The 22,262-nt window shown below is 63.9% G+C and carries 13 protein-coding genes; 6 read left to right on the top strand and 7 right to left on the bottom strand.

Annotation, left to right across the window (positions count from 1 at the left end; genetic code table 11):
- Window positions 1-978 carry a GlxA family transcriptional regulator gene (locus GTP46_RS22570; RefSeq protein ID WP_161008880.1) on the bottom strand — a complete coding sequence of 326 codons (978 nt, stop codon included), beginning with the start codon at window positions 976-978 and terminating at the stop codon, window positions 1-3.
- Between the two features lie 74 nt (window positions 979-1,052).
- Between GTP46_RS22570 and GTP46_RS22565 the strand changes: the two genes are divergently transcribed.
- Window positions 1,053-1,676, top strand: a complete 624-nt coding sequence (locus GTP46_RS22565; RefSeq protein WP_161008879.1) for a DJ-1/PfpI family protein — start codon at window positions 1,053-1,055, stop codon at window positions 1,674-1,676.
- Between the two features lie 48 nt (window positions 1,677-1,724).
- On the opposite strand, the gene GTP46_RS22560 is transcribed toward GTP46_RS22565, so the two are convergent.
- A complete protein-coding gene (locus GTP46_RS22560; RefSeq protein WP_161008878.1) occupies window positions 1,725-4,403 on the bottom strand; it encodes a polysaccharide deacetylase family protein in 2,679 nt (892 codons plus the stop codon).
- Window positions 4,404-4,453: 50 nt separating this feature from the next.
- The gene (locus GTP46_RS22555) at window positions 4,454-5,674 is read right to left on the bottom strand and encodes a cytochrome-c peroxidase (protein WP_161008877.1); all 1,221 of its coding nucleotides are present in this window, start codon (window positions 5,672-5,674) and stop codon (window positions 4,454-4,456) included.
- Between the two features lie 150 nt (window positions 5,675-5,824).
- On the opposite strand from GTP46_RS22555, the gene acpA reads away from it, so the two are divergent.
- Window positions 5,825-7,951, top strand: coding sequence for an acid phosphatase (gene acpA, locus GTP46_RS22550; RefSeq protein ID WP_371869728.1), 2,127 nt, complete (start codon window positions 5,825-5,827; stop codon window positions 7,949-7,951).
- 28 nt (window positions 7,952-7,979) lie between these two features.
- Here the strand turns inward: acpA and GTP46_RS22545 are convergent, their stop codons facing one another.
- Together GTP46_RS22545 and GTP46_RS22540 are read right to left on the bottom strand one after the other, a co-directional pair.
- Window positions 7,980-9,365, bottom strand: coding sequence for a sensor histidine kinase (locus GTP46_RS22545; RefSeq protein ID WP_161008876.1), 1,386 nt, complete (start codon window positions 9,363-9,365; stop codon window positions 7,980-7,982).
- Window positions 9,358-9,999: a response regulator transcription factor gene (locus GTP46_RS22540; protein WP_229259059.1), complete on the bottom strand. Its 642-nt coding sequence runs from the start codon at window positions 9,997-9,999 to the stop codon at window positions 9,358-9,360. Before GTP46_RS22540 ends, GTP46_RS22545 begins: the two co-directional genes overlap by 8 nt.
- A gap of 212 nt (window positions 10,000-10,211) precedes the next feature.
- Between GTP46_RS22540 and GTP46_RS22535 the strand changes: the two genes are divergently transcribed.
- From GTP46_RS22535 to GTP46_RS22520, 4 genes are read left to right on the top strand one after another with little or no spacing between them, the layout of a single operon-like run.
- On the top strand, window positions 10,212-13,052 hold the full coding sequence (locus GTP46_RS22535; protein ID WP_161008874.1) for a TonB-dependent receptor: 2,841 nt from the start codon (window positions 10,212-10,214) through the stop codon (window positions 13,050-13,052).
- Window positions 13,052-14,428: an alpha-amylase family glycosyl hydrolase gene (locus GTP46_RS22530; RefSeq protein ID WP_161008873.1), complete on the top strand. Its 1,377-nt coding sequence runs from the start codon at window positions 13,052-13,054 to the stop codon at window positions 14,426-14,428. The genes GTP46_RS22535 and GTP46_RS22530 overlap by 1 nt, the downstream gene beginning before the upstream one ends.
- A complete protein-coding gene (locus GTP46_RS22525; protein WP_161008872.1) occupies window positions 14,429-15,928 on the top strand; it encodes a tryptophan halogenase family protein in 1,500 nt (499 codons plus the stop codon).
- An 11-nt stretch (window positions 15,929-15,939) separates the two neighbouring features.
- On the top strand, window positions 15,940-17,985 hold the full coding sequence (locus GTP46_RS22520) for a glycoside hydrolase family 97 protein (protein WP_371869726.1): 2,046 nt from the start codon (window positions 15,940-15,942) through the stop codon (window positions 17,983-17,985).
- A 70-nt stretch (window positions 17,986-18,055) separates the two neighbouring features.
- Here the strand turns inward: GTP46_RS22520 and GTP46_RS22515 are convergent, their stop codons facing one another.
- Entirely contained in the window at window positions 18,056-21,163 is a 3,108-nt protein-coding gene (locus GTP46_RS22515) for an efflux RND transporter permease subunit (protein ID WP_161008871.1), read from the bottom strand.
- Window positions 21,164-21,178: 15 nt separating this feature from the next.
- The coding region (locus tag GTP46_RS22510) for an efflux RND transporter periplasmic adaptor subunit (RefSeq protein ID WP_161008870.1) at window positions 21,179-22,262 on the bottom strand (1,084 nt) is incomplete at its 5' end.

Below are 22,262 nucleotides of genomic sequence, written 5' to 3'. Positions count from 1 at the left end.
TTATCCGAATCGGGATTGATAGTCGCTGGGCGCCACGCCCAGTTGCGCGGCAAACGCGCGCCGCAGATTGTACTCGCTGCCGAAGCCGCTCTGGCGGGCGGCGCGCTTGACCGACATGCCGGGCCGCTCCAGCAGCGCGCAGGCGGCCTCCATGCGCAGCCGCAGCAACAGCTGGGCCGGCGACATGCCCGCTTCCTGCTGCAAGCGGCGATGCAGGGTGCGCACCGACACCGCCAGCGCCGCCGCCATCTGTTCGACATCGAGCTGCTGCTGCAGGCGCGCGCGCAGCCAGGCGGTCAGTTGGCCGTGCAGTCCCTGCGGATCGGCCTGCGCCAGCAATTCCGAGCTGAACTGGCGCTGGCCACCGGGCCGCTTGAAAAACACCACCAGCCGCTTGGCCGCCGCCAGTCCAGCGGCGCGGCCCTGGTCTTCCTCCACCAAGGCCAGCGCCAGGTCCATGCCGGCGGCGATGCCGGCCGAGGTGTAAAGCGCGCCGTCGCGCACGTAAATGGCGTCGTCCTGCACCGTGATGGCGGGATGCTGGGCTTGCAGGGCAGCGGCGTCTTGCCAGTGGGTGACGGCGCGGCGGCCGTCCAGCAAACCGGCGCGGGCCAGCACGAAAGCGCCGGTGCACACCGAGCAACAACGCGCGACGTGGGCCGCCGCCTGCGCCACCCAGCTCACCACAGCTGGATCGAGCGCCGGGCTGTTGCTGCTCTCCAGCCCGCGCCCGCCGGACACCAGCAGTGTGGCGCCGGCCAGCATCTGCGGCTCGGGCAGCGCCGCAGCCTGCAGCGTGACGCCGGCGGTCGACAACACCATGCCGCCGCCCAGCGCGATCATATGGATGCGGTAAGGCTCGGGGTGGCCGGCGTCGCGCGCCTCGTCATTGGCGGTGGAAAACACCTGGGCCGGGCCAGTGGCGTCCAGCAGCAAAAAGCCGGGATAGACCAGTAACCAGATATCGATGGGCTTCATGTGGCAGATATTCAACCATGAATGTCATTTGTGTCAAATCCGGCGCTGGCAACATGCTGTCAAAGGAGATCAACATGACACGCACCGTAGGCATTTATATCTTTGACAACGTAGAAGTCCTGGACTTTGCGGGACCGTATGAAGTGTTCACCTGCGCCAGCCGGGTGGCGGGCGGCGAAGCGCCATTCCGGGTCCGCACCATCGCCGCCACGGGCGCACCGGTGACGGCTCGCGCCGGGCTGGAACTGCATCCGGAAGCCAGCTTTGCCGATTGCGGCCCCATCGACGTGCTGATCATCCCCGGCGGCGTGGTCAGCGCCGAACTGGCCCGGCCAGAAGTCATCCGCTGGATCGCTCACATGGCACGCGACAGTGAACTGACGGCCTCCGTCTGCACCGGCGCCCTGCTGCTGGCCGCAGCCGGCCTGCTGGACGGCCAGCCAGCCACCACCCACTGGGAAGACCTCGACGAACTTCGGCGCGGCTGGCCGCAAGTACAAGTGCAGGCTGACCGGCGCTGGGTCGACAATGGCCGCGTGGTCACCTCAGGCGGCATTTCGGCCGGCATCGACATGTCGCTGCACCTGGTCGAGCGCTTGGCCAGCCGCGCGCTAGCCGAACGCACCGCCCGCCAAATGGAATACGACTGGCAACACTCCGGGGTCAGGTCCCCCATTTCTACACGGCCTCAGCTTTAATCAGCGCTGCGGCTGAGCGCGTGTAGAAATGGAGGACCTGACCCCGGTTTAGAGTTTGCGCAACTGCTCTTTGGCGTAGGTGGCGCTTGGGTGGTTGGGTGCTAGCTCAAGGAAGCTGGTGTAGGCTTTCCTGGCTTTGTCGTTGTCGCCCTGGTGCAGGCGCGCGTCGCCCAGGTTCAGGTAGGCGATGGCGCGCGAGGTGTCGATCTGGAGCGTGTTCTCGAACCAGCGCGCGGCTTCGGCGTATTTCTCTTGCTTGTAATAGACGAAGCCAAGGTTGTTGGCCGCCAGGCCGAAGTCGGGGCGGAATTTCAACGCTTCGGTGAACGCGGCTTCGGCCTGGGCGTACTGCTTTTCTTTGTACAGCTGCAGGCCTTTGTCGTTCGCACGCTGCGCCAGCTGGCGCGCGGAGGCGTCGACCGGCTTCGGTGCGGCGATTTTCTGTTCCCCGCCTTGCAGATTTTTGATCACCACCGTGTTGCCCTCGGCCTGCTGGTTGCGGCCGCTGTCCAGCTTGGTATTCATGGCGATCGCTTCCGGTGACAGCTGGCTCGATTGCGCGCTCAGGAATTCCGCCTCGGCCGGCAGCTGGAACACGAACTCGCCGCCTTCCGATCCCGGCAAGCTGCCAAACGCCGGGGTCTGCTGCGAAACGCTCGCTACCGCCGGCGCCACATACGCCGCCAGCTCGGTGGCGGTGATCAGGCCGTCGCCATTCAGGTCGGCCTTGCCGCCCAGTGCCTGCAGCAGGGTCCACGAGAAGATCGAGTGCCCGTTCGGTCCGCCATCGGCCACCATTTGATCGGCGCCACCGGCGGTCAGCATCTGCCGTCCCATGCGGCGCGCATTGTCGCGCAGGAAGGCGGTGTTGCCGCCTCCGCGCGTCAGGCCCAGGCCGCTGTAGCAGGCGTCCATCACAAACAGCACGTGTTTGGCGTTGAGGCTTTCTGCGATGTTCTGCAAGTCCGTCATCGGAATCGCGTCCACGCTGACCTGCTGTGGATCGGAATCCACCGGCACGATGTAGCCCAGATTGCGGCCCGAGCTCAGCTGGCGCGTCGCGCCGTGGCCAGCAAAGAACACGAAGATGCGGTCGTCCTTGTTCAGTTTGGCATCGGCCAGCTTGTCGTGGAACACCGCGAGGATGTTGTTACGCGTCGCTTCGCCATTGTTGAGCGTGAACACGCGCTCGCTGGCAAAGCCAAAGCGGTTGACCAGGGTGTCGCGGATCGCCTTGGCATCCTGCACCGCGTACTGCAGCTTCGGCCATTTCTGATACTCGTTAATCCCGATCACCACCGCGTAGCTGTTGGCATAGCCGGTGCTGACGGCAATTTTCTCCGGCTCCTGCCGGCTGCCCTGCGCAACCTTGAAGGACTGCCCATCCCAGGCAGCAAAGCTGTAGCCGTCCGCGATCAGCTTGTCCAGCACCATCGGCAGCGCCTTGACGCTGCGCTCGTGGATGTCATGGAACAGGATGATGCCGCGCTGCTCCTTGCCCAGCGTGGTCAGCACGCGGTTGGCAATCGAGGTCGGCACCGGATCGGCCCAGTCCAGCGAATCCACATTCCACATCACCGAACGCAGGCCCAGCTTGGCCAGCACCGCCATGCCCTCGGCATTGCGCGCGCCATACGGGAAGCGGAACAGCTGCGAGCGGCGCGGATCGGCCGCCTTCAGCATTGCATCGGCATTGGCGATCTCGCCATACAGCACCTGGTCCTTCTGCTTGGACAGCTGCGCATGGCTGAAGCTGTGATTACCGACGGTGTGACCAGCATCGATCAGACGGCGGCTCTCGGCGGCGTTCTTGCCCAGCGTCTGCTTGCCTTGCGCATCCAGCTTGCCGACGTTCTGGCCGACCTGGAAGAACACGCCCGGCACGTTGTACTGCTTGAGGATGGCCGCCACTTCTTCGGTATACGTGCCATGCGGACCGTCATCAAAGGTGAGCACCACGGTTTTCGGCGGCAGCGCATTGCCGAAAATCTCCTTGCCCTGCTCTTCCTGCTCAGCCGTCTTTGGCGGCTCAGGATACGGCACGATGACGCCATAGTCCTTCATGATCTGCTCGCGGCGGTACAGCTTGCGCAGCTTGGCGACGTAGTCATCCCAGCGCTCGCGCTTGGGCACGATGGCGCGCGTTTCAAAACGGCCGAAGACGCCGCTCAGTTCTTTGTCGTACTGCTTCTCGATGTCTTCCAGCGCCGCCAGGTCTTCGCTGACACGCTTGTGCAGCTTGATGGCAGGCAGCGTCTGGTCGGCAGCGGCCAGCTTCTGCAAGGTGATCAGCACTTCGCGGAAGGCCAGACGGTCGGCGTCAAACAGCTCGCCATCGGATTCGATATACGACAGCAGGGCATCATCGGCCGCATCGCGCTGCGCTGGCGGCAGTGCCTGGGTCTGGCCCAGCAGCGTCTGTACGCGCGCCAGCCGCTCGAGGTTTTCATGGAACAGTGCCTGGCCTACCTGGTTGGCCGCCTTGCGCTCTTCCTCTTTCAAGGCTTTCTCATCGGCCAGCAGCACGATGATCTTGCGGTAGTTGGCCAGCAGCGCCTGCAACTCAGGCTGCAGTTGCGGCACAGCAGCATCGGCGCTGGCAGCGACCGGCTCAGCAGCTGGCGCAGGCGCTTGCCAGCGCTGCCAGCCGACATAGGCTGCCGTACCGAGCACGGTAGCGGCCACGGCCACGGCCGCGATGATCGTCAACTGCTGGGCTTTTTTCATGAGAATGCAATTCTTAAAAGCAACGAAAACAGCATTCTATGACACTTTTGCTAATTTTTCACTGCATAGCCATCCGTGAGCGTCTTCAGGAACACCACCATGTCGGCGATGTCACGCTCGTTGAGCGCCGGCTTGTCGCCCGGCTTGCCGCCAAACGGCGCTTCCATATTGACGTTGGCATCCAGGCCGGCCGGCTGGTCGTCGAACTTGCGGCCGCCCTGGTACCACTTTTGCGGCGTCGTATCGCGCGTGACGTAAAAGCGGATTACCTGTTGCAGGCTGGTGAAGCTGCCATTGTGGAAGAACACCTTGCGCAGCGCGACGTTGCGCAGCGATGGCGTCTTGAAGCGCCCGCAGTACTCTTGATGATCCTTGAGGTCGGTCCGGTCCGGGCCGCACAGGCCGAGGTCGTAGTAGGCCGGATCGGCATTCACCGCCAGCTTGCGGTTGCGCGGCACGCCGATATTGATCAGGCCATAGTCGGTAAATTGCGGGAACACCCCGCCCGGCGAAATCCGGCTGATGTGACAGGACGCGCAATTGCCCTTGGTCTCGTCGTTGAACAACTTCAGCCCGCGCTCTTCCTGCGCCGTCAGCGTGGTCTGCTTGCGCAAGTAAGCATCGTACTTGCTGGTGTAGGGATAAAACTCGGTGGGACTTTCCTGGAACACTTCCAGCGCCATCAGCGCACCCTGTATGGCCGCACGCGGACGCGCAAAAATATCCGCCCCGAACACTTGCTTGAAGCGCCCCGCCAGCGACCCGCCACTCAGCCGCGCCAGCACTGCTGCCTCGTCCTTGTTACCCATCTCGCGCGCCGACAGCAGCGGCCCTAACGCCTGCTCGTGCGCCGACTGCGCCCGGCCGTCCCAGTCATGACCGCCCGTCGGGCCAGCATCGAGGCTGTCGTCGCCATCGTCGTCGTGATAGTGCTCGCTGAACGCCGGCACGTTCTGGATGTAGCGCAGCGACGGCGCCGCCCGCGTGCCCTCGGTACGGCCATCGCTGCCGGCCAACTGCACCGCCAGATTATTCGGCGGACTGAAGGCGTGATCCGGACTATGGCAACTGGCGCACGCCACTTTGCCCGAAGCCGACAGGCTGGTGTCGGCAAACATGGCGCGTCCCAGCGCGGTCAGCTCGGCTACGCTGGGCTGGTGCGGCGCGTTCGGCGCGTAGGCGGCCTTGGGCGCGTCTTTAGGAGCATCGGTGGAAGCGGAATGGCAGGCGGCCAGCAGCGCCGCCGTCAAAACTGCATAAATAATTTTCATGCGCGCAGCCTAACAAGCCCACATGACCACTACATGACAGATACAAAACGATACTTTCCCGCCAATGCCATTTCATCATCCTGACATATTTGCTACCTAGCATGAGCCGCTTTCACACCCCACCCTCAAGGCATGATGATGACTTCCACTTTGAAAACGGTCCTGCGCCCGCTGCCGCTGGTCCTGCTGGCCGCCGGCATCGGCGCCGGCCTGGTCGCCTGCGGCAGCAGCTCCGACAGCAGCGTCCCGACCATGACCGGCCAAGTGGTCGGCAGCTATTATGAAAACGCTGTGGTCTGCCTGGAAGGCAGCACCAAGCTCACTTGCGACAGCAATTCCGGCACCGTGCGCACCGCTGCCGACGGCAGCTTCAAGATCACCGGCGCCGACCACGGCACGCTGCTGGTCACGATCGGTACCGACGCCATCCGCCACGACGCCATCGGCGACGCCGGCACCAAGGTCACGCAAAAATTGCTGTTCCGCGCGCCGAACGGCCACACCGGCATCATCGACGCCATCAGCACCGAACTGAGTGTGCTGATGGACGCCAACGGCGGCGACTTCGCCGCTGCCAGCAAGGCGCTGGCCGCCCGCATCGGCGTCAGCGAAAGCAATCTGCTGGCCGACGTCAACAAAGTCTCCGGCGACGACCAGGCCAAACTGAAAGTCGAGAACGATGTCATGACCGGCATCATCACCAGCGCCGCCAGCCAAACGGCCGCCAGCGACATCGCCAGCACCATCACTGCCGGCGCCGCCCTGGCCAATATCAAGAACATCGTGGTGATCTATGCGGAAAACCGCGGCTTCGACAATCTGTACGGCCTGTTCCCAGGCGCCAACGGCGTGCCGGGCGTGAACGCCACCTCGACCGGCGGCTACACCGCACAGAAAGACTACGACAACAGCAGCCTGCCAGTGCTGCCGCCAACCTGGGGCGGCATGACGGCTGCCGGCCAGTCGCTGGTGATCACCCAGGCGCAGTCGGCCAACCTGCCGAACAAGCCATTCCAGATTGACGACGTCAACAGCCCGATCGCCATGTCACAATCGATCATCACGCGCGACCTGGTGCACCGCTTCTACAACAACCAGATGCAGATCAACGGCGGCGCCAACGACAAGTTCGCAGCCTACTCGGACGCCGGCGGCCTGACCATGGGCTACTACGACGGCAGCAAGATGAAGATGTGGGACATCGCTAAACAATATGCGCTGGCCGACAACCTGTTCATCGGCGCCTTCGGCGGCTCCTTCCTGACCCACCAGTACTTGATCTGCGCCTGCGCGCCGCAATACCCGAACGCCGACAAATCGGTGGCGGCCGGCGCCATCGCCAAGATCGACCTCGACAGCAAGGGCAACTTCCTGCGCCTGACGCCGTCGGCCACCGCACCGACCAGCGTGCTGAACGGCGCACCAGCCTACGCCAACGACGGCGCCATCACCCCGGCCGACGCCAGCGGCATGTTCTACGCGGTCAACACCATGCAGCCGCCGTACCAGCCGAGCAGCAACGCCCCGGCCGGCGACGACAGCACCCACCTGTTTGCCGACACCGCCAAGGCCAACACCCTGCCACCGCAGACGCAGAAAAACATCGGCGACCTGCTGACCGCCAAGAGCGTCGATTGGGCCTGGTACGCGGGCGCGTGGAGCAGCACCACGGCTAACGCCACGGCAGCACCGCGCGGCGCCTTTGCCAATCCGCCCAACTTCCAGTTCCACCACCAGCCGTTCAACTACTTCGCCAACATGGACCCGGTCAAGTTCCCGGCCTATCGCGCAGCGCACTTGAAGGACTACGACACCCAGTTCGTGGCGGATGCCGCCGCAGGCACCCTGCCGGCCGTGGCCTTCTACAAGCCGCAAGGTAATTTGAACCAGCACGCCGGCTACGCTTCGGTGGCCGATGGCGACGCCCACATCGCTGATGTGATCGCCAAGCTGAAGAAGAGCCCGCAGTGGAAGAACATGCTGGTAATCGTCACCTACGACGAGAACGGCGGCTTCTACGACCACGCCGCGCCACCTAAGGGCGACCGCTGGGGTCCGGGCACCCGCGTGCCGGCGATCATCGTGTCGCCGTATGTGAAGAAGGGCACGGTTGACCATACCCAGTATGACTCGGCCTCGATCCTGCGCGCCATCACCCACCGCTTCAACCTGCCGCAGCTGGACGGTTTGGCGACCCGCGACAAAGCGCTGGCCACCAACGGCGCCAAGCCGATGGGCGACTTCAGCGCAGCGCTGGCGCTGACCCCGCAAGAGTAACAACTCCGGGGTCAGGTCCTCCATTCATTCATGAGCTCGTGTAGAAATGGGGGACCTGACCCCGGAATTCGACGGTAACGGTAAGGCCGTTGCCGTCGCTGCTGAGCGCGATGCTGCCTTGGTTGCGCTCGGCCGCCCGCTCGGCAATCGCCAGCCCCAACCCACTGCCCGACTGCTCCTGCCCCGGCACCCGATAGAAACGCTCAAACACCTTCTGCTGCAAGGCCTGCGCAATCCCCGGTCCCTGGTCGCTGATGGTCAGCTGGCAGCCCTCACCAGCGACGGCCAACCCCACCACGATCCGCCCATGCTCCGGCGAATATTTCACCGCATTGCTGATCAGGTTATCCAGCAACGCCGCCATGCTCTCCACGTGCACCGCCATGCGACACTCGCCCTCGGCCTGGAACTCAATCTCTATCCCGCGCTGCATCGCCAGCGGCACGGCCAACGCCAGTCGGCTACGCACAAACGCACTCAACTCGGTCAGCGGCAACGGCTCCGCACTCGGCTCGGCCCGCGCCCGCTCAAACGCCAGCAACTGATGCACCATATGCGTGGCCCGCGCCACGCCATCACGCAAGCCCTGCCCCGCCTCCGCACTGCGCGCCGGGTTATCGGCCACACTACGGCTCAACAGCAAATGGGCATTAATCTGGATCGCCGCCAGCGGCGTCTTCAACTCATGCGCCGCATCGGTCAAAAACTCATGTTCACGCTCGATGCGCTGGCTCAGCCGCATCATCAAGCGGTTGATCGCGTCCACCAGCGGCGACAGCTCGCGGTACTGCGAATCCGGCAACGCCGTCAAATCCGACACCGCCCGTGACTCGATCTGCTCCGCAATCGAGCGCAAAGGCTGCAAGCCGATGCCGACAATCAGCCACGCCGGCAACAGCAGCAAGGGCAAACTGAATATCGTCGATGACAACAGGAAGCTGACGCCGGAAAAACTCAGCATCCACTCGTCGTCGACTTCGTGACTGCGCTCAACCACCAGCCCGCTGGTCGCATCGCGCTCCACCGCGTTGACCCAGGCATTGGCCTTGCCCGCCTCCGCACTGCCCGCCTCCGGCAGCAAGTCCGGCAAATCCGGCAGCGAGTTGTACACCAGCGCGCCGTGCTGCCACACCCGCAGCCGCACCCGCGAGTGGTAGTCCAGCTCACGGAACATTTCGCGCCGCACCGCTTCCAGCATGGCCGCTGCGCGCTGCATGCGCGCGCGGTCATCGCCGATCTCGGCCAGATGCAGCAGCACTTCGCGCGTGTGCGCCGCGTTCTCGCTGGCAGTGCGGGCGCGCTGAGTGATCTTGGCTTCCACCGCCACGTAGGTGAAACCGGCCAGCGCCACCAGCGCGATCACGGCCGAAAAGCCCAGCATCAGGCGGCGGAACAGGGACGAGGGCTTATTCATGGGGACGCTGCGCCATGTAGCCAACCCCGCGCACCGTGCGGATCAGTCGCTCGCCGACTTTCTTGCGCAGGTTGGAGATGTGCACGTCCAGCGTGCCTTCGCTGTGTGGCAGCACGCCTTGCTCCAACTCGGCGCGCGTGAGTACCCGGCCCGGCTCTTTCACCAAGGCCAGCAACAACGCAAACTCGGTGCGCGACAAGGACAGCGGCGTGCCGGCGCGCGTCACCAGCAAACGGCCTTCATCCAGCACCAGTTCACCGAAGCTCCAGCCGCCGTCGGCGTTGCCGTTGGCGCGCCGCACAATGGCGCGCAGGCGCACCAGCAATTCCGGGATTTCAAATGGCTTGATCAGATAGTCGTCGGCGCCGGTGTTGAAGCCGTTCAGCCGGTCTTCCAGGCTGTCGCGCGCGGTCATGATCAGCACCGGCAAGCTAAGGCCGGCCGCGCGTATGGCGCGCAGCAACTGGGCGCCGTCGCCGTCCGGCAGGCCGAGATCGAGCAGCACCGCGTCAAAAGGCTCCGCTTGCAGCCGCGCCAGCACGCCGTCGGCCATGCGCACCCAGATCACGGCGTGGCCCTCGTCCTGGAACACCGCCAGCAAGGCCCGGCCGATGGCCAGGTCGTCTTCTATCATCAGGATTTTCATGCCGGAAGTGTAGCGCGCTTTGCACGCCCCAAGCGGCCCAGTCGGCAAAACGCCACAAGCTCGCTTTCGCCATGAAATCAGGCACTTGGCCGCCAACCTAAAGGCTTCCTTTATTTTCCACGACGCGCCGTCGTTGACCCTGCCGGGCTGGCTGCGACACCATTCATCCCGCATTCCAACAATAATTCTTAGGGAGACGTATGACCACCAGCACCGCATTCCGCCTCAGTCCGTTGGCAGCCGCCGCCGCACTGATGCTGCTGGGCGCCACCGGCGCCAGCCAAGCGCAGCAAACCCAGCAAGCCGACAACACGACCGAAGCCCAAGCCAAAAAGACCGACGGCGAGATGGCCACGGTCACCGTGGCCGGCATCCGCCGCGGCATCGAGGAAGCGATCTCGATCAAGAAAAACGCCAGCTCCATCGTCGAGGCGATTTCCGCCGAAGACATCGGCAAGCTGCCCGACACCACCGTGGCTGAATCGATTTCGCGCCTGTCCGGCGTTACCACCCAGCGCAACAAGACCAATGGCAAGGCCACCGATGTGTCGGTACGCGGCCTGTCGCCGAGCTTTAACGGTTCCCTGCTCAACGGCCGCGAGCAAGCCTCCACCAGCGATGCGCGCAGCCCCGAGTTCGACCTGTTCCCGTCCGAGCTGACCGGCTCGGTGCTGGTGTACAAGACGCCGGACGCCAGCCTCATGGGCCAGGGCCTGGCATCCACCATCGACTTGCGTACCCTGCGCCCGCTCGACTTCGGCCAGCGCGTGCTGGCGGCTTCGGTGCGCAAGGAGCGTATCGGCTTCGGCTCGGGCGCGGAAGTGGGCGCCGGCCACCGCAAGACCTTCAGCTACGTCGACCAGTTTGCCAACCGCACCATCGGCCTGTCGCTCGGCATCACCACCCTGCGCCAGGATAACGGCGGCGAACTGAAATTCGACAGCTGGGGCGGCTGGGCGCCGGCGCTGGACTACAACGGCGGCCAAGTGGCGGTGCCGGGCGGCTTCCTGGCCGAGACTTCGCGCCGCAAGGCCGACCGCGATGGCGCGTCGCTGACCCTGCAATTCAAACCGAATCAGAACTTCCGCTCGACGCTGGATGTGTTCTACTCGCGCGGCGATGAAGCCACCAAGAAAACCGGCATCGAAGGCGCCGTGGCCTTCGGCACCGGCCCGTATGATCCGAACGGCGTTCTGACCAATGCAGTAGTGGCCAACGGCGTCGCCACCAGCGGCACCATCAGCAACTACAAGGCCGACGTCCGCAATCACCTGTACTCGAACAAGGACCGCCTGGCCTCCTTCGGCTGGAACAATGAGTTGAAACTGGACGAGCAATGGCGCGTCGAGGCCGACCTGTCGCACTCGCACGGCGTCAAGAACATCTCCAACTACGAGACCACCGCCGGCCAGCCGGGCAACACGCCGGCCAGCCAGCTGGGCTCGATCTCGTACAGCGGCTTTAACGGCTCCAACTTCGCCGACGTCAAATACACCACCAGCCTCAATTACGCCGACCGCAAAGTGTCGGTGCTGACCGACGTTGACGGCTGGGGCGGCGGTCCGAATTCGCCGCAGGCCGGCTATGTGGCATTGCCGAATATCGACGACACCGTCAACGCCGTGCGCCTGACCGCGCATCGTGAACTGGACTGGGGCCCGCTGGTCAACGCCCACTTCGGCGCCAACTACACCAAGCGCGACAAGTCGCGCACCGGCGAAGAAGGCCGTTTGTCGATCAAGGGTGGCGACGGCTACGCCAGCGCCGCCATGCCGGGCACCGACGTGGCGCAAGCCGGCGCTTCGGGCCTGATGGTGGCGTCCTTCGACCCGACCGGCACGCTGGGCACGATTTACGATTTGAACCGCTGGGTCGATTCCACCGTGCTGTCGCGCGACTGGTCGGTGCGCGAGAAGGTCGCGACCGTGTATGCGATGGCCGATCTGGATGGCGCGCTGGGCCCGGTGCCGTACAGCGGCAACGTCGGCCTGCAAGTGGTCAACACCAAGCAGAACGCCGCTGGCAACCAGGTCGACTTGGCCAATTGCACCGGTATCACGGTCGACACTTGCCCGTACAAGGTACGCACGGATGGGACCAGCTACACCAATGTGCTGCCTAGCCTGAACCTGGCGTTTGACCTCGGCAGCGAGCAAAAGCTGCGCCTCGGCGCCGGCAAGCAAATCTCGCGCGCCAATCTGGACAACATGAAGGCCAGCATGGACTTCGCGGTGCAAAACGCCACCTCGGTGGCGCCGGCCCTGACCGGCTTTGCCGGCAACCCGCACCTGAAGCCCTACCAGGCGCGTTCGCTCGACCTGTCGTATGAGAAGTACTTCGGCAAGAAGGGCTACATCAGCGTGGCGACCTTCTTCAAGAAACTCGATAACTACATCATCAACGCGCCGATGGCGTTCGACTTCAAGCCCTACACCAGCGCTTCGACGCCGCTGCCGACCAGTGGCCCGTACAAAGGCTCTACCATCGGCTTCCTGACCATGCCGCAGAACGGCCAGGGCGGCAATATGCACGGCTACGAGCTGGCGGTAAACGTGCCGTTCTCGTTGGCGACCAAGTGGCTGGACGGTTTCGGCGTAGCGGCCAACTACTCATTCACCGACAGCTCGGTGCAGCTGCCGACCAGCGGCTTCGTCTCGCCGCAAAATGGTCCGGTATTCAAAGATTCGGTCACCTCGATCGGCTTGCCGGGCTTGTCGAAGAACGTCAGCAGCGTGCGGCTCTACTACGAAAACCACGGCCTGCAGCTGGCGTGGGCGGCGCACCGCCGTTCCAACTTCGTCGGCCAGATCCTCGACTATCGCAGCGATTCGCAATTCACCTTCATCAAGGGCGAGACCATCATCGATTTGCAGGCCTCGTACGAAGTGCAGAGCGGCTGGCTGAAAGGCGTGTCGGTATTCCTGCAAGGGCATAACTGGAGCAACCAGCCGTTCCAGGAATACACCGTCGATCCGAACGTGATTACCAACTCGGTGAAATACGGCCGCACTTACACGGCTGGCCTGACCTACAAGTTCTGATGAAAACCGCGCTCCTGATGGCACTCGTGCTGTCAGGAGCGGTTCATGTCTCCGTACATGCTGCCGCTCCTGACGCCTACCAACCGAAACCTTACGTCCAGTTCCAGCACGCGGAATGGACCAAGAACGCCAGCATCTACCAGATCAACACCCGCCAGTTCACGCCGGAGGGCAGCTTCCGTGCCGCCGAACGCGAACTGCCGCGCCTCAAGGCCCTCGGCGTCGACATCCTGTGGCTGATGCCGATCCATCCGATCGGCCAGGCCAAGCGCAAAGGTACGCTGGGCAGCCCGTACGCGGTGCGCGACTACCTGGCCGTCAATCCCGAATTCGGCACGCTGGACGATTTCAAGCACTTCGTCGCGGCGGCCCATGCGCAAGGCCTGCACGTGATCCTCGACTGGGTCGGCAACCATACCTCGTGGGACAACGTACTGCGCACCAGCCACCCGGAATGGTACGAGAAGGACCGCAAGGGCCAACCGCATCCCACGCCATGGTACGACTGGGATGACATCATCGACCTCGATTACCAGCAGCCCGGCCTGCGCCGCTACATGACCGATGCGATGCGCTTCTGGGTGCGCGAGGCCGGCGTGGACGGCTACCGCGTCGACGCCGCCGGCCTGACGCCGCTCGATTTCTGGGAGCACGCTGCGGCCGAACTACGCGCCATCAAGCCGGTGTTCCTGCTGGCCGAATGGGAAAGCCGCGACATGCACGCGCGCGCATTTGATGCGACGTATGCCTGGACCTGGTGGGAAGGCCTGAGAGCAGTCGCAGAAGGCAAGGCCGACGCCACCTCGCTGTACACCTACTACGCCTGGAACCAGAAGTTCTATCCCAAGCAAGCCTACCGCATGCTGTACACCACCAACCATGACAAGAACGCGTGGGATGGCACCGAGTTTGAGATCTTCGGGCCGGCGGTGGATGCGGCCATCGTGTTTTCCTTTGTCAGCGAAGGCATCCCGCTGATTTACAACGGCCAGGAAGCGGGCAACCGCAAACGGCTGGCCTTCTTCGAGCGCGATGCGCTACAGTGGCAGGCGTCGCCATACACCGCGCTGTACACCAAGCTGCTCGCCATGAAGAAGCAGCATAGCGCGCTGTGGAACGGCGATTGGGGCGCCACCATGGAGCAGGTTCCAAACGACGCGCCGAAGCAGATCTTCAGCTTCGTGCGCCAGAACGCCGACGACAAAGTGTTCGCGGTGTTTAACCTGAGCGGACAGCCGGTGCAAGCCGGGTTCCGCGATGACCTGCATGTCGGCCGCTATCGCGATTTCAGCACCGAAGCATTGGTGCAAGTCGACGGCGGCACACGGTTCGAGATGGCGCCGTGGAGCTACAAAATACTGACCAAGGCAGAGTAGATGGAGACCATCAAGAATGTAGTGATCGTCGGCGGCGGCACCGCCGGCTGGATGACGGCAGCGGCGCTGTCGCGCGTGCTGGGCGACAAAGTGGAACTGACACTGGTGGAGTCGGATGATATCGGCACCGTCGGCGTGGGAGAGTCGACCATCCCGATGATCAAGTTATTCAACCAGGTGCTCGGTATCGACGAAGATGAGTTCATGCGCGCGACGCAGGCCACCTTCAAGCTGGCCATCGAATTCAAGGACTGGGGCCGCATCGGCGACAGCTATATGCACGGCTTCGGCATTTTCGGCCAGGACCTGGCGACGCTGCCGTTCTACCAGTACTGGCTGCGCATGCAGCAGGCGGGCAAGGCGCCGCCGCTGGAGACCTATTCGATCAACCGCATGGCCGCCAACGCCGGGAAATTCATGCGCGCCGACCGCTCGCATGGTAACTCGCCGCTGGCGGACATCGTGCACGCCTTCCACTTCGACGCCGGCCTGTATGCGCGCTACCTGCGCCAGTACAGCGAAGCGCGTGGCGTACGCCGTATCGAGGGCAAGGTGGCCGATGTGCTGACCCGCTCTTCCGACGGCCACGTCGACGCCCTGCGCATGGAGAACGGCGACTTGATCGGCGGCCAGTTGTTCATCGACTGCTCCGGTTTCCGCGGCCTGCTGATCGAGGAAGCGCTGCACACCGGCTTTGAAGACTGGTCGCACTGGCTGCCATGCGACCGCGCGTGGGCGGTGCCGTGTGAGCTAGGTGGCGGCCTGCTGCCCTACACCCGCGCCACCGCACGCCCGGCCGGCTGGCAGTGGCGCATCGGCCTGCAGCACCGTACTGGCAATGGCCATGTGTATTCGTCCAGGTTCATGAGCGACGACGAGGCGCGCGCGCAGCTGATGGACAGCCTCGATGGCCGTACGCTAGCCGAGCCGAAACTGCTGCGCTTCAAGGCCGGCAAGCGCAAACAGGTGTGGAACAAGAATGTGGTGGCGGTCGGGCTGTCGTCCGGCTTCTTGGAGCCACTGGAATCGACCAGCATCCATCTGGTGCAGTCGACCATCGCGCGCCTGATCAGCTTTTTCCCGGATCGCGGTTTCAGCGCGCCGGACATCGCGGAGTTCAACCGCCAGTGCAATTTCGAGATTGAGCGCATCCGCGATTTCATCATCCTGCACTATCACGCCACCGAGCGCGATGACACGCCGTTCTGGAACTACGTGCGCACCATGGAGATTCCGGACACGCTGCGCGAGAAGATGGATTTGTGGCGTACGCGCGGGCGCATCGTCCGCGTCGACAACGAGCTGTTTGCGGAAGTGGGCTGGCTGCAGGTGCTGGAAGGCCAGCGCGTACCGGTGGCCGGCCACCATCCGCTGGCCGAGCTGCTGCCGGAACAAGAAATCGCCGACTACCTGGGCGATATCGCCTCGGTGATCGGCAAGTGTGTAGACCAGATGCCGACGCACGCCGCCTTCATCAAGGCGCGCTGCGCGGCAAATTAAAGGAGTTTTTTGTGCATACCAATTCGCTGCAAGTCCGCTGGATTTCCGCCGCCTGCATGATGCTGGGCGTGTACGCCAGCGCGGCGGCCGAGGTGCTGGCCACCGTATCTTCACCGAATCGCGCCATCAACGTCGCGGTGCAGCTGGCAGATGACGGCCGCCTCGCGTATGAAATCCAGCGCAACGGCAAGCCGCTGATCGCCACCTCGCGCCTCGGATTTTTGCTGGCGAATGCGCCGCAGATGGACAATGGCTTCACGCTGGCGTCGCAGGCCGTGTCCGAACATGACGACACGTGGGAACAGCCGTGGGGTGAGCGCCGCTACGTACGCAATCACTACAAAGAGCTAAGGCTGGAACTAGTGCAGAAGGCCTTGGACAACCGCCGCATGGCGCTGGTGTTCCGCGTGTTCGACGATGGCGTCGGCTTCCGCTACGAATTCCCGGAGCAGGCGCAATTGCCGGAGACGCGCATCAGCGACGAGCTGACCGAGTTTGTAGTGGCACCGCCAGCCTATGCTTGGTGGCAGCAGGCTGGCGAACAGGCGGCCTTGGAGTATGCGATCAAGAAGTCGCCTTTGAGTGAAGTGGGCATGGCCAATACACCGCTGACCATACGCACCAAAGACGGCACCCACATCGCGTTTCATGAGGCGGCGCTGGTGGATTATGCGTCGATGTGGCTGCGCAAAGTGGAAGGCCAGAAGCTGCGCGCGCATTTGACGCCATCGGCATTCGGACCGGCGGTACAGCGGCGCGGCGCGTTCACTACGCCGTGGCGCACCATGCAGATTGCTGATAATGCGGCGGGTTTGTATATGTCGGATCTGGTGTTGAATTTGAACGAGCCAAATAAGCTTGGCGATGTCACGTGGGTTCATCCATCCAAGTTTGTCGGCGTGTGGTGGGAGATGCACCTTGAGAAAAGCACATGGGGGTCGGGAGCGCGGCACGGTGCAACTACCGCCAACGCCAAGCGCTATATCGACTTCGCGGCGCAAAACGGCTTCCGCGGCGTGCTGGTGGAGGGCTGGAACTTGGGATGGGATGGCAACTGGTCGGGTAGCGGTTCGGCGTTCAGCTTTACCGAGGCGTATCCGGATTTCGACTTAGCGGGTGTCAGCGCGTATGCGCAGCAGAAGGGCGTGCGTTTGATCGGGCATCACGAGACTGGTGGGAATATCGCGCGCTACGAGGAGCAGATGGATGCGGGCTACCAGCTGTATGCCAAGCTGGGAGTAGACAGCATCAAGTCGGGCTACGTCACGGATGCCGGCGCGGCCTTGTTCCCCGGCGCGGATGGCGCGGTGCATTTTGGCTATACCGATTCGCAGGAAGGCTCGCGCCATTATTTGAAAGCGGTGACGGAGGCCGCGCGCTACAAGCTGGCCATCGATACGCATGAACCGATCAAGGATACCGGTCTGCGTCGCACTTATCCGAACTGGATTTCGCGCGAAGGTGCACGGGGGATGGAGTACAACGCGTGGGGCTCGCCGATTAACAGCGTTGACCATGAAGTGAATCTGGTGTTCACGCGCATGCTGAGTGGTCCGATGGATTACACGCCAGGCATCCTCAGTCTGGAAGGTGTGAAGGGACGGCCGATCAACTCGACGCAGGCCAAGCAGCTGGCCAGTTTTGTGGTGATTTACTCGCCGGTGGTGATGGCGGCGGATTTGATTGAGAACTACGAGAAGTATCCTGGCCCGTTCAAGTTTATCAAGGACGTACCGACCGATTGGAGCGATACGCGCGTGCTGCACGGTGAGCTGGGCGAGTACGCGACCATCGCGCGCAAGGATCGCCGCTCGGATGACTGGTATGTCGGCTCGGTCACCGACGGCAACGCCCGTGTGTTGTCGCTGCCGCTGACCTTCCTCGATCCGGGTAAGCGCTACGTGGCCGAAATCTACCGCGACGGCGACCACGCCGACTACCGCACCATCCGCCGCTTCGACATAGTCATTGAGAAAAAGAACGTCACCTCCAAGACGGTCTTGCAACTCAAGCTGGCTCCCGGCGGCGGCCAGGCGATTCGCTTTACGTCGCAGTAACCCCGCACGGCCAGGTGGGGTCAGACCCCGTACGGGGTCTGACCCCTAAGTGGTAATGCATATGTCGAAGCTAAAGCGTGCGGGGTAGATGCGTGCGACGATAAAGCAGCGGCAACACCAGCAAGGTCAGCGCAGTAGAGGAAAGTATCCCCCCTATCACCACAGTGGCCAGCGGGCGCTGGACTTCGGCGCCGGTGCCGGTTGCAATCGCCATCGGGATGAAGCCCAACGACGCCACCAGTGCAGTCATGAGCACCGGCCGCAGACGTTCCAGCGCACCTTCCCTGATGGCCTGCTCCACGCTACGGCCTTCCTCGCGCAATTTGCGAATGGCCGATATCAGCACCAAGCCATTCAACACCGCCACGCCAGACAAAGCGATAAAGCCCACCGCCGCCGATATCGACAACGGTATGCCGCGCAAAGCCAGCGCGGCCAAGCCGCCGGTCAATGCAAACGGAATCCCGCTAAACACCAGCAACCCGTCGCGCAGATTGCCAAACATCGCAAACAGTAGCAACATCACCAGCGCCAGCGCGGCAGGCACCACAATCCGCAAACGCTGCGACGCCGATTGCAGCTGCTCGAACTGCCCGCCCCACGAAGTCCAGTACCCGGCCGGAATCTTCACTTCCTGAAGACGGCCTTCCGCCTCTGCCACAAACGAACCAATATCGCGCCCGCGCACATTGGCGCTGATGACCAGACGCCGCTTGCCATTCTCGCGGCTGATCTGGTTCGGCCCCGGCACCACATTGAAGCTCGCCACCTCGCCCAGCGGCACAAAGTGACCAGCGCCGCCCGGCAGCGGCAACGGCAAGCGCCGCATGGCTTCCAGGTCGCCGCGCAGAGCATCCGGCAAGCGCACCACGATATCGAAACGGCGATCGCCTTCAAACACCTTGCCTGCCTCGCGGCCACCGACCGCCGTCGCAATCACATCCTGCACATCGCCGACGTTGAGGCCATAGCGCGCGGTCTTGCTGCGATCGATATCGATGACCAGCACTGGCAAGCCGTCGGTCTGCTCGACCTTCACCTCCTGCGCGCCATCGACCCTGGACAGCATGGCGGCGATACGCGCGGCGGTGGCATTCAACACCTGCTCATCATCGCCAAACAGCTTGACGGCGACGTCGCTGCGCACGCCCGATATCAGCTCGTTGAAACGCAGCTGGATCGGCTGCGAGAACTCGTAGGCATTACCCGGCAGTTGCGCTACCGTCGCTTGTATCGCCGTCAGCAATTCGTCGCGCGACTTCTTCGGCTTGGGCCACTGCGCTTCCGGCTTGAGCATGATGTAGCCGTCCGAGACATTCGGCGGCATCGGGTCGGAGGCGATTTCCGCAGTGCCGGTGCGCGCGAATATGCGTTCGATCTCGGGGAACTTGTGCATCAGGGTAGTCTCGATCTGCTTTTGCATTTCCACCGATTGCGTCAGGCTGGTACCGGGGATGCGCAAGGCTTGCATGGCGATGTCGCCTTCGTTCAGCGAGGGCACGAACTCGCTGCCCATGCGCGTGGCCAGCAGCAGCGACAAGGCCACCGCGATGCCGGCAAAGCTCAGCACCACCGGCGCATTGGCCAGCGCGCGTTCCAGCAGCGCGCCGTACCAGCCGGTCAGGCGCGGCGTGTGCTTCTCCACCACGCTGTCGCCGATGAACAGCGCCACCGCCGCCGGAATAAAGGTGACCGACAAGATCATCGCGCCGGCCAGCGCCAGCACCACGGTCAACGCCATTGGATGGAACATGCGGCCTTCAACGCCGGTCAGCGCGAAGATCGGCAGGTAGACCACCATAATGATCAACTGCCCAAACAGCAGCGGCCTGCGTGCCTCCTGCGCCGCGCCAAACACTTCCTCGAATTTTTCCGCACGCGTGAGCGGACGGCCGCGCATGGCCTGCGCATGCGCTAGACGCCGCACGCAGTTCTCGACGATGACCACGGCGCCATCAACGATGATGCCGAAATCGAGTGCGCCGAGACTCAGCAAGTTGGCGCTGACGTTGTACGCGACCATACCGCTGAAGGTGAACAGCATGGACAGCGGGATCACCATCGCAGTAATCAAAGCCGCGCGCAGGTTGCCGAGGAAGAGGAACAGCACCGCAATCACTAGCACCGCGCCTTCCAGCAGATTTTTCTTCACGGTGTTGATGGCTTTGTCGACCAGCGCGGTGCGGTCGTACACCGTGATCGCCACCACGCCCGGCGGCAGGCTGCGGTTGATGACGTCCATTTGTTTATCGACCGCCTGCGCCACGGCGCGGCTATTCTGGCCGATCAGCATGAAGACGGTACCTAGCACTACCTCGCGGCCGTTTTCCGTCGCCGCACCGGTGCGCAGTTCGCGCCCCAGCTCCACCTCAGCGACGTCGCGCACGCGCACCGGCACGCCGTCGGCGCTGCGGAGCACGATGTTACGGATGTCGTCCAGTGTGCGCACCTGTCCCGGCGCGCGCACCAACAGCTGCTCGCCGCGCTTTTCGATGTAGCCGGCGCCGGCGTTGCCGTTGTTGCGCTCCAGCGCCGCCAGCAGCTCTTGCAGCGTCAGGCCGTAGGCGGCGAGGCGCTGCGGCTGCGGCGCCACGTGGTACTCGCGCGCATAGCCGCCGATGGTGTTGATCTCGGTGACGCCGGCGACGTTGCGCAGCTGCGGCTTGACGATCCAGTCCTGGATCTCGCGCAGGTCGGTGGGCGTATAGGGCGTGCCGTCGGGCTTTTTCGCATCCGGCTTGGCCTCCACGGTCCACAGGTAGATTTCACCGAGGCCGCTGGAGATGGGGCCCAGCGCCGGTGCGATCCCGGGCGGCAGCTTGCTGCGCGCTTCCTGCAGCCGTTCGCTGACCAGCTGGCGCGCGAAGTAGATGTCGGTGCCGTCCTTGAACACCACGGTGATCTGCGACAGGCCGTAGCGCGACAGCGAGCGGGTTTGCTCAAGGCGCGGCAGGCCGGCCAGCACGCTTTCCAGCGGCACGGTGATGCGCTGCTCGGTCTCCAGCGGCGCGTAGCCAGGCGCGGAAGTATTGATTTGCACCTGCACATTGGTGATATCGGGCACGGCGTCGATCGGCAGCTTCTGGTAGCTGGCCACACCCAGCGCGGCCATCGCCGCCACCAGCAGCAAGACCAGCCAGCGCTGCGCGATGGCGTAGCGGATAAGTCGTTCAAACATGGTCGGTCTCCTGTATCAGTGCGCGTGTTCGGCGCTGTCCTTGCCCAGTTCCGCCTTCAGCACGTAGCTGTTGGCGGCGGCGTACTGTGCGCCGGGCGGCAGGCCTTGCAGGATCTCGGTGCGCTGGCCGTCGCTGCGGCCCAGCACCACCGGCTGCACATGGAAGCCTTGGGTGTTGCGCACGAAGACGGCGGGCTGGCCATCGATGGTTTGCACGGCGTCGACGGCCACCGTGATGGCAGCTTCACTGCGGCCGGCCTGCACTTCGACGTTGACGAACAAGCCGGGACGCCAAGCGCGCTGCGGATTGGCCAGCACCACGCGGGCGTTGGCGGTGCGGGTCTGCTCGCCGAGCAGCGAGCCGACGTAGCTGACCGTGCCCTCGGCCTGCGCGGCAAAGGCGGTGGCACGCACGGTGACGCGGTCGCCCACGCGCACGCGCTCAAGGTCCTGCGGCGGCACGGCAAAATCGGCCCACACCAGCGTCAGGTCGGACAGGGTGAAGACGTTGGCGTCTTCCTTGACTGCTTCGCCCAGCGCCAGGTGCTTTTCCATCACCACACCGTCGAACGGCGCGCGCAGTTCCAGCTGGTTGAGTTGCGCGCCTGCTGCGGCGCCGGCGCCCAGGACGCTGAGTTTCTGGCGGGCGTTCTGCACCGCCAGCTCGGCTTCGGCGTGGGTTTGTTGGGCGTGCAGGTAATCCTGTTCGGCGGAGATCTGGTCTTGCCACAGCTGGCGTTCGCGTTCCAGCGTGGTGCGGGCCAGCGCCAGCCGCTTTTGCGCCGCCAGCAGTTCGCTGCGCTGTTCGGACAGGGCGCTGCTGGCAATCACCGCCAGCAACTGGCCGCGCCGCACGGACTGGCCCAGCTGCGCATGCACGGCGGTGACCACGCCGGCCAGCTTGGGTACCACGTGGGCGGTACGGTCCTCGTTGAAACGGATTTCGCCCGGCAGCGTGAGGATGGTGCTGACTGGCGCCGGTGCCGCCGTTGCGACCACCACGCCAGCCGCCGCGATCTGCGCTGCGCTCAAAGTGATGGTTTCCTGCGCGCGTGCAGCGACGACCGACGCGACGGCAGCGCCTGCGCTGGCCGGCGCG

Origin of the sequence: Duganella flavida, assembly GCF_009857445.1 — a bacterium.
In the GTDB taxonomy this organism is placed as follows: domain Bacteria; phylum Pseudomonadota; class Gammaproteobacteria; order Burkholderiales; family Burkholderiaceae_D; genus Rugamonas; species Rugamonas flavida.
The sequence above is the reverse complement of the archived record's forward strand: the minus strand, read 5'-3'. Positions and strand labels throughout refer to the sequence as shown.